The 13,598-nt window shown below is 72.1% G+C and carries 14 protein-coding genes and 1 pseudogene; 11 read left to right on the top strand and 4 right to left on the bottom strand.

Annotated features, from left to right (window positions below):
* Nucleotides 1-45: 45 nt before the first annotated feature.
* From O7635_RS23590 to O7635_RS23580, 3 genes are read left to right on the top strand one after another with little or no spacing between them, the layout of a single operon-like run.
* On the top strand, nt 46-1,395 hold the full coding sequence (locus O7635_RS23590; RefSeq protein WP_278082635.1) for an extracellular solute-binding protein: 1,350 nt from the start codon (nt 46-48) through the stop codon (nt 1,393-1,395).
* Complete coding sequence (locus tag O7635_RS23585) at nt 1,395-2,321, top strand: sugar ABC transporter permease (RefSeq protein ID WP_278082634.1); 927 nt, start codon at nt 1,395-1,397, stop codon at nt 2,319-2,321. The genes O7635_RS23590 and O7635_RS23585 overlap by 1 nt, the downstream gene beginning before the upstream one ends.
* Complete coding sequence (locus tag O7635_RS23580; RefSeq protein WP_278082633.1) at nt 2,318-3,238, top strand: carbohydrate ABC transporter permease; 921 nt, start codon at nt 2,318-2,320, stop codon at nt 3,236-3,238. The genes O7635_RS23585 and O7635_RS23580 overlap by 4 nt, the downstream gene beginning before the upstream one ends.
* A 49-nt stretch (nt 3,239-3,287) precedes the next feature.
* On the opposite strand, the gene O7635_RS23575 is transcribed toward O7635_RS23580, so the two are convergent.
* Together O7635_RS23575 and O7635_RS23570 are read right to left on the bottom strand one after the other, a co-directional pair.
* Nucleotides 3,288-3,692 carry a ChaB family protein gene (locus O7635_RS23575; RefSeq protein WP_278082632.1) on the bottom strand — a complete coding sequence of 135 codons (405 nt, stop codon included), beginning with the start codon at nt 3,690-3,692 and terminating at the stop codon, nt 3,288-3,290.
* 7 nt (nt 3,693-3,699) lie between these two features.
* Nucleotides 3,700-4,116, bottom strand: coding sequence for a CBS domain-containing protein (locus O7635_RS23570; protein WP_278082631.1), 417 nt, complete (start codon nt 4,114-4,116; stop codon nt 3,700-3,702).
* A 124-nt stretch (nt 4,117-4,240) separates the two neighbouring features.
* Here O7635_RS23570 and O7635_RS23565 point away from each other — a divergent pair, with 124 nt between their 5' ends.
* The 3 genes from O7635_RS23565 to O7635_RS23555 all read left to right on the top strand — a co-directional run bounded on the left by O7635_RS23565 (nt 4,241) and on the right by O7635_RS23555 (nt 6,445).
* Nucleotides 4,241-4,645: a hypothetical protein gene (locus O7635_RS23565; protein ID WP_278082630.1), complete on the top strand. Its 405-nt coding sequence runs from the start codon at nt 4,241-4,243 to the stop codon at nt 4,643-4,645.
* An 81-nt stretch (nt 4,646-4,726) separates the two neighbouring features.
* On the top strand, nt 4,727-5,401 hold the full coding sequence (locus O7635_RS23560; protein ID WP_278082629.1) for a DUF6766 family protein: 675 nt from the start codon (nt 4,727-4,729) through the stop codon (nt 5,399-5,401).
* A 21-nt stretch (nt 5,402-5,422) separates the two neighbouring features.
* Nucleotides 5,423-6,445: a DNA topoisomerase IB gene (locus O7635_RS23555; RefSeq protein ID WP_278082628.1), complete on the top strand. Its 1,023-nt coding sequence runs from the start codon at nt 5,423-5,425 to the stop codon at nt 6,443-6,445.
* Here O7635_RS23555 and O7635_RS23550 read toward each other — a convergent pair.
* Nucleotides 6,423-7,571, bottom strand: a complete 1,149-nt coding sequence (locus O7635_RS23550; protein WP_278082627.1) for a sigma-70 family RNA polymerase sigma factor — start codon at nt 7,569-7,571, stop codon at nt 6,423-6,425. The two genes, O7635_RS23555 and O7635_RS23550, sit on opposite strands and share 23 nt — an antisense overlap.
* Nucleotides 7,572-7,656: 85 nt before the next feature.
* Nucleotides 7,657-9,132, bottom strand: a complete 1,476-nt coding sequence (locus tag O7635_RS23545; protein ID WP_278082626.1) for a long-chain fatty acid--CoA ligase — start codon at nt 9,130-9,132, stop codon at nt 7,657-7,659.
* Between the two features lie 138 nt (nt 9,133-9,270).
* On the opposite strand from O7635_RS23545, the gene O7635_RS23540 reads away from it, so the two are divergent.
* The 5 genes and pseudogenes from O7635_RS23540 to O7635_RS23520 all read left to right on the top strand — a co-directional run.
* Nucleotides 9,271-10,362, top strand: coding sequence for an IS630 family transposase (locus O7635_RS23540; protein WP_278080110.1), 1,092 nt, complete (start codon nt 9,271-9,273; stop codon nt 10,360-10,362).
* Nucleotides 10,363-10,399: 37 nt separating this feature from the next.
* Nucleotides 10,400-10,987 carry an RNA polymerase sigma factor gene (locus O7635_RS23535; protein WP_278082625.1) on the top strand — a complete coding sequence of 196 codons (588 nt, stop codon included), beginning with the start codon at nt 10,400-10,402 and terminating at the stop codon, nt 10,985-10,987.
* Complete coding sequence (locus tag O7635_RS23530; RefSeq protein WP_278082624.1) at nt 10,984-11,532, top strand: hypothetical protein; 549 nt, start codon at nt 10,984-10,986, stop codon at nt 11,530-11,532. The genes O7635_RS23535 and O7635_RS23530 overlap by 4 nt, the downstream gene beginning before the upstream one ends.
* The gene (locus O7635_RS23525) at nt 11,529-11,912 is read left to right on the top strand and encodes a hypothetical protein (RefSeq protein WP_278082623.1); all 384 of its coding nucleotides are present in this window, start codon (nt 11,529-11,531) and stop codon (nt 11,910-11,912) included. The genes O7635_RS23530 and O7635_RS23525 overlap by 4 nt, the downstream gene beginning before the upstream one ends.
* Nucleotides 11,912-13,537, top strand: a pseudogene (locus O7635_RS23520) (glycosyltransferase); the annotation flags it as partial. The gene O7635_RS23525 and the pseudogene O7635_RS23520, both read left to right, overlap by 1 nt.
* Nucleotides 13,538-13,598: the final 61 nt, after the last annotated feature.

Genomic DNA, 13,598 nt, shown 5'->3' with positions numbered 1-13,598 from the left:
TCCGGGCGGCAATGCGGCCGCCCTGGTCGCTTGGGGAGGCGAGAGATGGCAAGGATGCGCGGCATAGCGGTGCTCGCGGCGGTCACACTGGCGGTCGGAGGTTGTGGCGGCGTCGGCGGCGGTGACGACGACAGCGGCGGCGGGGCGGCCGGCAAGGGCGCCATCACCACGCTCGGCTTCAGCCTGCCCGACGAGATCGCCACGACCCGGGTCGAGACCTTCAAGAAGGCCCACCCGGACATCCCGGTGACGATCACGGAGGGCGCCTTCGACGAGCAGCAGTTCCTGTCGGCGGTCGCGTCGGGCAACCCGCCGGACCTCGTCTACATGAACCGCAAGCTGATCGGCACCTACGCCAAGCAGGGTTCGGTCCTGCCGCTCGACGACTGCATCGCCAAGCAGGGCATCGACATGGCGCAGTACCGCCCGGCGGCCAAGGACGAGGTCACCCTCGACGGCAAGGTGTACGGCATCCCGGAGTTCTACAGCGTCCGCGTCGTCTACATGAACGAGGCGCTGCTGCGGGAGGCCGGCCTGACGCCGGACGACGTCAACCTCGCCGACTGGGCCGGCCTGGCCGGGATCAACGCGAAGCTGACCAAGGTCGAGGGCGGCAAGCTCACCCGGATCGGCATCGACCCCAAGATCCCCGAGTTCCTGCCGATGTGGGCCAAGGCCAACGGCGCCGACCTGCTCTCCCCCGACGGCAAGACCGCCAAGCTCGACGACCCGAAGGTGGCCGAGGCGCTCGCCACGGGCCTGTCGCTGATCCGCGACCAGGGCGGCTGGGGCAAGTTCAAGGCGTTCCGCGACACGTTCGACTTCTTCGGCGCGCAGAGCCCACTGGCCAAGAACCAGATCGCGGTGTGGCCGATGGAGGACTGGTACCTCAACGTCGCCGGCCGCGAGACGCCCAAGGCCGAGCTCGCGGTGCGGCCGTTCGTCGACCGGTCCGGCAACCCGATCACCTTCGCGTCCGGCTCCGCCTGGGTCGTGCCCAAGGGCGCCAAGAACCCCGACGCCGCATGCACGTTCGCCAAGACCATGACCGCGACCGACACGTGGTACGCGGCCGCGAAGGTGCGCGCCGACAAGCGGGCGGCGGAGAAGACGCCGTTCACCGGGCTCTACACCGGCAACATCGAGGCCGACAAGCGGATCTTCGCCGAGCTCTACAAGCCGAGCGGCAACCAGCGCTTCGACGACGCCGTGCAGACCATCCTCTCGGTGCAGGACAAGGGCTTCTCGCTGCCGGCGTCGCCCGCCGGCGCCGAGTTCGACAAGGCCTGGTACGACGCCGCCAACCGGGCCCTGTCCGGCGGTGGCGACGGCAGCGCGGAGCTCGCCCGCGGCCAGCAGGAGGCCTCGGCCGCGCTGAGCCGCGCCGCGGGCTGATGGCGGCACGGCGCCGCCGGTCGGTCCTCGCCCGGCGGGAGGCGCGGTGGGCGCTGCTGTTCCTGGCGCCGTGGATCGTCGGCTTCCTGGTGTTCTACGCCGGGCCGATGATAGCGAGCCTGTGGCTGAGCTTCACCGACTACGACATCGTCAACCCGCCGGAGTTCGTCGGGCTCGACAACTACCGGCAGATGCTGGCCGACCCGATGGTCGCCCGGAGCCTGCGCAACACCGTCTACTACACGGTGCTGCACGTGCCGCTGGCGATGGCCCTCTCACTGGGCCTGGCGCTCCTGCTGAATCGGGTCGGCCGGCTGTCGGGCTTCTTCCGCACCGTGTTCTACCTGCCGGTGATGACGCCGGCCGTGGCGGTAGGCATCCTGTTCCTGTTGCTGCTCAACACCCAGGACGGGCTGGTCAACGGCTTCCTCGGCTGGTTCGGCATCGACGGGCCGAGCTGGACGACCGACCCGGCCTGGGTGATGCCCGGCATCGTGCTGATGAGCCTGTGGAGCCTCGGCTCCACGGTCATCATCTATCTCGCGGCGTTGCAGAACGTGCCGCGCGAGCTGCACGAGGCGGCCACTGTGGACGGCGCCGGCCCGTGGCAGCGGTTCCGGTCGGTCACCCTGCCGATGATCTCCGGTGCGCTGTTCTTCACGCTCGTGGTCAACACGATCGCCGCGCTGCAGATGTTCACCGAGGTCTACACGATGTACTTCGGCAACCAGACCACCCAGCAGCGCTTCGACGCCGACGCCGCGACGTTCTACGTCATCTACCTGTTCCAGCAGGCGTTCCAGTTCCTCCACATGGGATTCGCGTCCGCCCTGGCCTGGCTGCTGTTCCTGGTCATCCTCGTCATCACCCTCGTGCAGGTGCGCCTGTCGAAGCGGTGGGTCTACTACGAAAGCGAGGAGTCGTGACCACCTTGCCGCCCTCGACCGAGGTCGCTCCGCTGCCCACTCCGCTCGACGACCGGGCCGCTCCGGCCCGGCCGCCGGCGGAGCCCGAGCGCCGCGGGCCGTGGCGGTTCGTCTTCATCGCGCTGCTGGTCGCCGCGGCCGTGGTCTTCCTGCTGCCGTTCGTCTGGCTGGTCAGCGCGTCGCTGCGGGCGCCCGGCTACGTGTTCTCCACCGGCCTGCTGCCGCTGCCGTTCCACCCCGACAACTACCGCGAGGCGTTCGAGGCGGTCCCGTTGCCGCTGTGGCTGTTCAACAGCGCGGTGGTCGGGGTGGCCGCGGCGGTGTCGGTCACGCTGTCCAGCGCCTGGGTGGCGTTCGGCTTCGCGTACTTCCGGTTCCCCGGTCGGGACCTGCTCTTCGGCCTGGTGCTGGCGACGATGATGCTGCCGTTCGCGGTCACCATGATCCCGACCTACCTGATCTGGTCGGAGCTGCGGCTCACCGACACCCAGGTGCCGCTCTGGGCGGGCAACCTGTTCGGCTCGGCGTTCTACATCTTCCTGCTCCGCCAGTTCCTGCTCTCGCTGCCGCGCGAGCTGTTCGAGGCGGCCCGGGTCGACGGCGCGAGCTATCCCGGGCTGTTCTGGCGGGTGGCGTTCCCGCTGATCCGCCCGGCCCTGCTGGTCGTGCTGGTCTTCGAGTTCAAGGCGAGCTGGACCGACCTGATGAAACCGCTGATCTACCTGCGCGACGAGAGTCTGTTCACGCTGCCGCGCGGGCTCAAGGTGGTGCTCGACCGCTTCGGCTACGGCGGCGAGCAGGACTGGCACGTCGTGCTGGCCGGCAGCGTCATCGCCACCGTACCGATGATCATCGTGTTCTTCCTCGCCCAGCGCCACTTCATCCAGGGCATCGCCACCACCGGCCGGAAGGGCTGAACACGACGGTGCCCCGGCCGGGGAGCCGGGGCACGGTCGTGGGGGTCGGTCAGGAACGCGCGCGGGCCTTGCGGTCGGCGCGTGCGTTGGCCTTCTGGATGGCGTCGACCAGCTCCGCCTTGGTCATCCGGGAACGACCGCTGATCTCGAGCCGCTTCGCGATGTCGAGCAGGTGCGTCTTCGACGCGTTGGCGTCGACGCCGGACGCCGTCTCCGCCGGGCGCGCCCGGTTGCTGCGGGCGGCCTGGGCATCGCTCGGTCCCTTGCGGCCCTTGGGCTCCCAGTGGTCGCCGACCTTCTCGAACGAGTGCTTCAGCGACGACATCGCGGTGCGCCGGGCACGCTCGCCCTCGCCGTACTGCTCGATGGCCGAGTCCAGCGTCTTGGCGTAGGTGTCCTGCGCCTTCTTCGGCGAGCGCCGAATGGTGCCTGGCAGGTCTTCGCGGGCCGGCATGTCGGCGCTACTTCTCGCTGATCGCGTCGAGCAGGGCGCCGACCGGCTTGTCCGGCAGGGCCCGGGCCACGTCGGCGACCGCGACCATGCCGACGAGCGATTGCCCGTCGATCACCGGAAGCCGGCGCACCTGGTGGCTGCCCATCGTCTTGAGGATCTCCTCGGCGTCGTCGTCCGCGCCGATCGTCACGGGCTTGCCCTGGCCGAGCTCGCCGGCCTTGACCTGTTGCGGGTCCCGTCCCTTGGCGAGCACCTTCACCACGATGTCGCGGTCGGTGAGCATGCCCTTGAGCCGGTTGTCGTTGCCGCAGATCGGCAGCGAGCCGACGTTCAGGTCGGCCATCTTCTGGGCCGCCGTCGCCACGCTCTCGTCCTCGCCGACGCAGGTGGCGTCGGGAGTCATGATTTCCCTCGCGGTGGCCATGGAGGTCTGCTCCTCTCTGTCGGGATCGTTCCGCCATGGAGGTACCCGGACGGGGCCGCGTCAACCCCGTGACCTCCTGCGTGGCGTCGCATAAGTGAAGGCGCGTTTGGGAAGACTGTGGTTCATGAGACCGATGGGACTCGTCGCCGCCGCGGTGGCGGTGGCCCTCCTGGCGGCCGGCTGCGGCGGTCCCGGCGGTCGCGAGGACGCGGCCGCGGCCGTGGCGATCCGGCTGCTCGACGCCGTCGACGACCGTGACGGCGCGGGAGCGTGCGCCACCCTCGCGCCGGAGACGCTGGCCGACCTCGAGAAGTCGGCCGACCAGCCGTGCGACCAGGCGATCCTCGACGAGGACCTGCCGGGTCCGAGCGGCGTCACCACCACGAATGTCTACGGACAGTGGGCGCAGGTGCGGCTCCAGACCGACACGCTCTTCCTCGCCGTCTTCCCCGGCGGGTGGAAGGTCGTCGCCGCCGGCTGCCGGTCCCGCGGCGACCGCCCGTACGACTGCACGCTGCAGGGAGGCTGACATGCGGGTGCTGTTCTGGACGCTGCTGACGGTCGTGACGCTGGGGCTCGCGTACGTCATCACGCTGGGGGTGCTGCACCGGTGAAGCGCTTCCTGCGGGAGAACTCGCTCGGCCTGGTGTTCGGCGTCCTGTTCCTGATCGTCCTGGTCGGACAGGCGTTCGCCGGCCATGCCAACTTCAACCAGGAGCAGGTGGCGGAAGGGCTGGAGCCGATCTCGCTCGGCCGCTACGTGAGCTCCGCCAGCTTCGCCACCGACGTCTCCGAGAACTGGCAGTCCGAATATCTCCAGTTCTTCCTCTACATCTTCCTGACGGTCTGGCTGGTGCAGCGGGGCTCGCCGGAGTCCAAGGAGCTCGACAAGGTCGGCCGCGAGACGCACAAGGACCAGAAGATGGGCGAGCACGCCCAGCCGGAGTCGCCGCGGTGGGCGCGCGAGCCCGGGTTCCGGCGGCTGCTGTTCTCCAACTCGCTCGGCCTGGTGATGGGCGCCATCTTCATCGCCTCCTGGACGGCGCAGTCGATCGCCGGCGTCGCGGCCTACAACGAGGAGCAGCTGAGCCGGCTCGAGGACACGGTCTCCTGGGGTCGCTACCTCGGCGAGCCCGACTTCTGGAACCGGACGCTGCAGAACTGGCAGTCGGAGCTGCTGGCCGTCGCGTCGATGGTCATCCTCTCGATCTACCTCCGGCAGCGCGGATCCCCGGAGTCCAAACCGGTCGGTTCCGCCCACGACACCACAGGGGTGGAAGGCTGAGATCCGGGGTACCCGGGCCCCGTGCGGTTACGACGCAGTGACACGACGAAGCCCGGCTACGGCCGGCGGCGGCAGGGCAAGGGTTTCCGCTATCTGCGCCCCGACGGTCGGCCCCTGACCGACCGGAGTGAACTCGACCGGATCCGGGCCCTGGTCATCCCGCCCGCGTGGCAGGACGTCTGGATCTCCACCGATCCGCGCGGCCACATCCAGGCGACCGGCACGGACGCGGCCGGCCGGCGGCAGTACCGCTACCACGACGCCTGGCGGGCCAAGCGCGACGCGGCCAAGTTCGACCACGTGCTCGAGGTGGGCGGCCACCTGCCCGAGATCCGATCGACGGTCGACAAGCACCTGACCGAACGGGGCCCCACCCGCAACCGGGTGCTCGCCGCCGCGGTGCGGCTGCTCGACGTGGGCTGCTTCCGGATCGGCGGTGAGGAGTACGCCAACGGCGACGACGCCAGCTTCGGCCTGGCCACCGTCCGCCGCGAGCACGTGACGCTGGCCAAGGGCGTCGTCCGGTTCTGCTATCCGGCCAAGGGCGGACTGCAGCGCACCCTGGACGTGCGCGACGACGACGTGCGTGCCGTCGTCCGCTCGCTGCTGGGCCGCCCGGGCGACCAGCCGGAGCTGCTCGCCTACCGCGACGGCCGGGCCTGGGTCGACGTGCGCAGCGCCGACGTCAACGCCTACCTGCGCGAGATCAGCGGCGTCGAGGTGACCGCCAAGGACTTCCGCACCTGGAACGGCACGGTGCTGGCCGCGGTGGCGCTCGCCGTCGACGAGGCCGGCGCCCGTGGCCGGCGGTCGCGCGCCGCCCGGAAGCGGGCCGTGCCGGCCGCGATCCGCGAGGTCGCCGACTATCTGGGCAACACACCGGCGGTGGCCCGATCGTCCTATGTCGACCCGCGCGTGGTCGACCTGTTCCAGGACGGCACGACGATCGCGGCGGCCCTCGACGGCGGCCCGCCCGACCTCGACGACCGGGCCGTGCGGGACCGGATCGAGGCGGCGGTGCTCAGCCTGCTGCGGACGGACTGACGCGACGGGTCCGGGCGACGAGGTGGCCCAGCCCGGTCACCCGGAGGATCCGGGTGACCGTCGGGTTGGGCTCGAGCAGGGCGAGATCCACCCCACGGGCGTGTGCGACGGCGTACGCCCGGGCCAGCGCGGCGGCGCCGGCGGCATCCACCAGCGGCACCCGGCGCAGGTCCACCCGTACGCCGGTGCCGGCGTGCCGACAGCAGTGCGTCACCGCGGCCCGCAGCCGGTCGGCGTTGTCGGCGTCGACCTCACCGCGCACCGCGACGACCGTCAGGCCGCCGGAGTGGGTCACCTCGATCGCCAGGTCGCCGTCGACCGGCTCGTCGACGCCGGGGAACGGCGGAGGCGTGTCGCTGAGCATCGCCTCGCGCAGCCAGGCGAGCGTCCGGGCGAGCAGCCGGGAGACGTGCATCTGGGACAGGCCGGTGGCTTCGGCGATCTCCATCTGGGTCTGGTTGCCGTAGAACCGCAGGGCGAGGATCCGCCGCTCGCGGGCCGGCAGCCGGGCCAGCAGGTCGCGCATGGTCACCCGGTCGTCGATGCCGTCGAGCTCCTGGTCGGGCCCGCCCAGCAGGTCGCCCAGCTCGGCCGCGCCGTCGTCGCCGGTGACCGGCGCGTTGAGCGACCGGGCCGCCTTGGCGTCGCTGGCCAGCAGCGCGGCGGTCAGCTCCTCGGTGGCGACGCCGAGCCGGCCCGCGAGCTCGGCCCGCGACGGCGGCCGCTTCAGTTCCCGGGTCAGGTCGTCGGCCACTCCCCAGAGCCGCAGCGTCAGCTCCTGCACCGGGCGGGGCACGTGGGCGTCCCACGAGGTGTCGCGGAAGTGCCGGCGGAGGGCGCCGCGGACCGTCACGACGGCGTACGCCGTGAACGAGCCCCGGTCGGTGTCGAGCTGGTCGACCGCCTTGATCAGGGCGAGCCGGGCCACCTGGCACAGGTCGTCGTAGGGCACCCCGCGGCCGCGGTAGCGGCTGGCCAACCGGTCGGCGAACGGCACCAGGGCCGTGACGAACTCGTCGCGCGCGCGGCCGACCGCCGCACCGTCGTGCCCGACCGCCAGCTGATATCGCTGGGCAGCCGCATCCAACGCGCCGTCCGTAATGGACACACCACCCTGAGCGATCATCTGGACACCTCCAAGCGGGCAACAGTTGTCACGCGACAACCGTCCGCTTGCTCGGACCTTAGCTCGCTCAACGGCCAACCGCACGTCACGGACGTGGCAACACGAGCCCCCGCAGCTCCCGCTTGAGCAACTTGCCGGTCGCGCTCTTCGGCAGACTGTCCCGGACGCGCACCTCACGGGGGCTTTTGTAGTCGGCCAGCCGCTCCCGGCAGAACGCGATCACCTCGGCCGGGTCGAGGTCGGCGCCCGGCCGCACGGTGACCACCGCCACGATCTCCTCGCCGACCCGCTCGTCGGGCCGCCCGACGACGGCCGCCTCCGCCACCGCCGGATGGGTGTAGAGCACCTCTTCGACCTCGCGGGGATAGACGTTGAAGCCGCCGCGGATGATCAGGTCCTTCATCCGGTCCACCACGTAGAGGAAGCCGTCAGCGTCACGGTAGCCGAGGTCGCCGGTGTGCAACCAGCCGTCCTGGATCGCCGCCGCGGTGGCCGCCGGGTCACCGTGGTAGCCCTTCATCACCACGTGGCCACGGACCAGCAGCTCGCCGACCTCGCCGACCGGCTGCTCGGCCCCGTCCGGGCCGGCGACCCGCACGTCGACGCCCCAGATCGGCTTGCCGATCGAACGGATCCGCCGGTCGTCGACGCTGTGGTTCATCGTCGCCGTGCTGCCGGTCTCGGACAGCCCGTAGCCCTCCAGCACCGTGATCCCGAACCGCTGCTCGACGCCCTTGAGCACCGCCTCCGGCATCGAGGCGCCGCCGCACGAGCCGATCCGCAGCGCGGACAGGTCCCGGCCGCCGAGGTCGGCGTGCAGCAGCGCGTGGTACATGGTCGGCACGCCGGCCAGCACGCTGACCCGGTGGTCGTGCAGCGCGTCGAGGACCAGGTCGACGTCGAACTTGGGAACGGCCACGATCGTGCCGCCCTTGCGGATCACGACGTTGACGACGCTGGACAGCCCGTACACGTGGAAGAACGGGAGCACGGCGAGCGAGACGTCGTCGGGGCGGGTGTCGAACCGCTCGCCCGCCAGCGAGCAGTTCAGATAGAGCTGGAAGTGGGTCAGCTCGGCGCCCTTGGGCCGGCCGGTGGTGCCGCTCGTATAGATGATCACCGCGGTGTCGTCGCTGTCGGTGCTCGCGGCCCACGGGAGGGGCGCGTCGGCGGCCAGGAAGTCGGACTCGTCGGGGTTGAGCACGGGGACACCCGCGTGGGCGACCGCCGCACGGGAGACGTCGCCGGCGATCAGCACGCGAGCGCCGCTGTCGGTCAGGATGTGGTCGACCTCGGCCGCCTTGAGCAGCGGGTTCATCGGCACCGCGACGAGGCCGGCCTTGAGGATGCCGAAGTAGCACTCGAGGAACTCGACCCGGTTGGGCAGCATCAGCGCGACCCGGTCGCCCCGCCGCGCGTACCGCAGGAGGCCGGCGGCGGCCCGGTCGGCGGCCGCGTCCAGCTCCGCGTAGCTGACCTTGCGGTCGCCGAAGATGACGGCCGTCTTGTCGGGGTCGCGGCGGGCGGACTCACGCAGGATCACGCTCAGGTTGAAGGTCATCGGCAGCCTCCCGGGAGATGTCCGTCGATTCTTACGCCCGGCGGCGCACGGGTCGAGGGCCGTTGATCCGTCATCGGCCGGTCACGCATCGCTAGTGTCCTGAGTCGTTAAATCGTTGTCAGTGGGTACGGTGGTCGTATGCCGTCTCCGATAGCAGTGTCGATCGTGCTCACTGATGACGAGCGTGAGCAGTTGGTTACCTGGTCACGAAGGCCGACCAGTGCGCAGGCTTTGGCGGCGCGGTCACGGGTCGTGCTGGCCTGTGCCGATGGTCCCGGCGAGTCGAACGGCCAGATCGCGCAGCGTCTGGGGATCTCGCGGAACACGGTGAAGAAGTGGCGTAATCGGTTCGCGGTCGACCGGCTCGACGGGTTGTTGGACGAGCCGCGGCCGGGCCGGCCGCGCACGGTCACCGACACCGACGTCGAGCGCGTCATCACCACGACGTTGGAGACCACGCCGAAGGACGCCACGCACTGGTCGACCCGGTCGCTGGCCGCGCAGGTCGGCCTGTCACAGACGGCGGTATCGCGGATCTGGCGGGCGTTCGGGCTGCAGCCGCACCGGCAGGACTCGTGGAAGCTGTCGAAAGACCCGCAATTCATTGACAAGGTCCGCGACGTGGTCGGTCTCTACTTGGACCCGCCGGAACGGGCGGTCGTGCTCTGCGTCGACGAAAAGTCTCAGATCCAAGCCCTCGACCGGACCGCGCCGGTCCTACCAATGCTGCCCGGCACACCCGCCAGGGCCAGTCACGACTACATCCGCGCCGGCACCTCCAGCCTCTACGCCGCCCTGGACCTGACCACCGGCAAGGTGATCGGCTCGTTGCACGCCCGACACCGGGCGATCGAGTTCCGCAAGTTTCTGACCACCCTCGACCGGGAAGTCCCCGCGGACCTACAGGTCCACCTGGTCCTGGACAACGCCTCCACACACAAGACACCAGCGATCAAACGCTGGCTGGCGGCCCACCCTCGCTTCGTCCTGCACTTCACCCCGACCAGCTCATCCTGGCTCAACCTCGTCGAGCGCTGGTTCGGCGAACTGACCACCAAGAAACTCCAACGCGGAACCCACCGCTCGGTCCGCGCCCTCAACAAAGACATCCGCGAATGGATCGGAACCTGGAACGACAACCCCAAGCCCTACGTCTGGACCAAGACCGCCGACCAGATCCTCGAATCCATCGCCCGCTACTGCACTCGAATTAACGACTCACGACACTAGCTGTGACAGCGCACCACTCGGCGGCGCTCTCCATCGCGTGAAGCTGGACGTGACGGCGGAGCCCGCGGTGACCGCCGGACCCGCCGACCTGTCGGCCGCCGTCACCGCCGCCCAGGCCGGCGACGAGCGGGCCTTCCGGGAGCTGTTCCGGGCGGTCCAGCCCGCGCTGCTGCGCTACCTGCGCGGGCTGATCGGCGACGACGCCGACGACGTCGCCTCCGAGACGTGGCTGCAGATCTGCCGGGACCTGCCGCGGTTCGCCGGCGACTACGACAACTTCCGGGCCTGGGCGGCGACCATCGCCCGGCACCGGGCCATGGACCACGTCCGCAAGCTGCGCCGGCGGCCCAGCGTCCCGGTGCCGGTCGAGGCGCTCGCCGACCTGGCCGGCGCGGCCGACACCGAGCACGAGGCCGCCGACGCGGTGGCCACCGGCGCCGCCGTCGCGCTGCTCGCGTCGCTGCCCGCCCAGCAGGCCGAGGCCGTGCTGCTGCGGGTCGTGATGGGGCTCGACGCGGAAACCGTCGGGCGGATCCTCGGGAAGCGGCCCGGCGCGGTACGCACCGCGGCGTACCGGGGGCTGCGCCGGTTGGCCGAGCTCATGCCGCCGGAGGAGGCGCCGTGACGACGCGCTGGCCCGACCGGGCGACCGCGGAACGCCTCCTCGACGGCGAGCACACCGACACGCCGCTGGGGCGGGTGCTGACGCACGCCCGCGGGCCCGCGGCACCCCACGAGCTGCTCGGCGAGGTCGACGCCGCGGCGGTGTTCCGAGCGGGTCGCGACGCGCCGGCGCCGGCCCGGGGGCGGCGGGCGGTGTCCCGGGTCCTCGCGGTGAAGGTGGCGGTCGCCGGCGTCCTGCTGACCGGCTCGGGTCTCGCGGTGGCCGGCGTGACCGGCACGTTGCCCGGCCCACCACCCCGCGACCCGCCCCGGCCGGCGCCCGCCGAGCGGCCGGTCCGTCCAGAGCGGTCCAGCGAGGTCCGCGACGAGCGCAGCCGGCCCGCGGTCGCGCCCCGCACGCCCGGCCCGCCGCCGACCGCCTCGCCGACCGGGCACGGCAAGGGCCCGAACGAGCACACGCGGTCGCCGCATTCGCACGGCAACACCGCGCCCCAGACGCCGCGCCGGAAGAACCAGACCGTCATTCCCGGGAGCACCCGCCGGTGAGCACGGAGGTCTTCGTCGACCGGACCGGGCGGCGCCGGCGGGCGCTCACCTGGCTGGCGGTCGTGGCGGCGGCCGTGCTCGTCGGCGCCCTCGGCCTGCTGGGCGCGGGCCTGTTCGGCGGCGGTCCCGTGCCGTTGAGCGGCTGGACCGACCGTGGCGCCGAGACGACCCCGGCCGCGGAGACCGCCGTCATCGGCCCGGCGCCCGAGCCCGCGGCGCCCCCGGCCCCCCGCTCGACGACCGCGCCGACCGGCCGGCCGCAGGCCACCGGCACTCCGGCCACCGCCATCCCCACCACCGGCGAGCGGCCGGGACGCGGCAACGGACGCGGGAACCGGCCGACCGCCAAGCCCAGCCACCCGAGACCCAAGGCGGGCTGATGACCACCGCCCACCGGCCGCGCCACGTCGCGCGGCGTGATCCGCGCGCGCACTGGGTGCTGTTCGGCCTGGCCCTCGTCGTGCTGCTGGCCGCGCGGACCTTCGACGGGTACGCGCAGGGCGGGGGCGGCGGCTCGGGGCGGCCGGGCGCGCCCGCCACGTCGTCCCCGCTCGACGGCCCGTTCATCCGGGCCGACGGCGACAAGCTGGTGACCCGGGCCCTGCCGGCGCGGACCGTGGCGCTCACCTTCGACGACGGCCCGGATCCACAGTGGACGCCGCGGGTGCTCGACGTGCTGCGCCGGCACCGGGTGCCCGCCACCTTCTTCGCGGTGGGTTCGCGGGTCGACGCCGAGCCGGCCCTGGCCCGGCGGATCGTGGCAGAGGGCCACGACCTCGGGTCGCACACCTTCACCCACGCCGACCTCGCCACCGCCGCCCCGTGGCGCCGCCGCCTCGAGCTGGCCCTGACCCGCAACGCGATCGCCGGCGCCACGGGCCGGCAGGCGGCGCTGTTCCGGCCGCCGTACTCGTCGTTGCCGACCGCCACCGGTCCCGACGACGTCGAGGCGCTGCGGGCGGCCACCGACCAGGGCCAGATCGCGGTGCTGGCCGACCTCGACACCAACGACTGGCGCCGCCCCGGCGTCGACGCCATCGTGCGCGCCGGCCTGCCCGCCCGGGGCGCCGGCGCGGTCCTCCTGCTGCACGACGGCGGCGGCGACCGGTCGGAAACGGTCGCCGCCCTGGACGTGCTGATCCCCCGGCTGCGGAAGGCGGGCTACCGGTTCACCACCGTGTCGGCCGCGCTGGGCGTGCCCGCGCCCGCCGCGCCGACCGGCGACCGGTTGCGGGGCACGGCGCTGCGCTGGTTCCAGGCGCTCGGGGCCGGCCTCTCGACGGCGATGACCTGGCTGCTGGGCGTGGCCCTGGTGCTCGGCGTGGGCCGGCTGGCGTTCCAGTTCGGCTGCGCCTGGCGGCACGCCCGGGGGCGCCGGCCCCCGCTGCGCGGCGTGTGGGCGCCGGTCTCCGTCATCGTGCCGGCGTTCAACGAGGCCGCCAACATCCGCGCGACCGTGCTCTCGCTGCTCGGCGGCGACCACCCGTCGGTCGAGGTGATCGTCGTCGACGACGGCTCCACCGACGGCACGGCCGACATCGTCGAGCGGATGCGGCTGCCCCGGGTCCGGGTGGTCCGGCAGCGCAACGGCGGCAAGCCCGCGGCCCTCAACACCGGCATCCGGACGGCCCGCTCCGACCTGCTCGTGCTCGTCGACGGCGACACCGTGTTCCAGCCCGACACCATCCACCGCCTCGTGCAGCCGTTCGCGGACCCGCGGGTCGGCGCGGTGTCGGGCAACGCCAAGGTGGCCAACCGGGGCCGGCTGCTCGGCCGCTGGCAGCACCTCGAGTACGTGATCGGCTTCAACCTCGACCGCCGGATGTACGCGATGCTGCGCTGCATGCCGACGATCCCCGGCGCGGTCGGCGCGTTCCGGCGGGCGGCGTTGCGGGACACGGGCGGCGTACCCGGTGACACGCTCGCCGAGGACACCGACCTGACGATGGCCGTGCACCGCGCGGGTTGGGAGGTCGCCTACGCGGAGCGGGCGATCGCCTGGACGGAGGCGCCGACCACGCTGCGGCAACTGTGGCGGCAGCGCTACCGCTGGGGATACGGCACCC

Origin of the sequence: Asanoa sp. WMMD1127 (assembly GCF_029626225.1) — a bacterium.
In the GTDB taxonomy this organism is placed as follows: domain Bacteria; phylum Actinomycetota; class Actinomycetes; order Mycobacteriales; family Micromonosporaceae; genus Asanoa.
The sequence above is the reverse complement of the archived record's forward strand: the minus strand, read 5'-3'. Positions and strand labels throughout refer to the sequence as shown.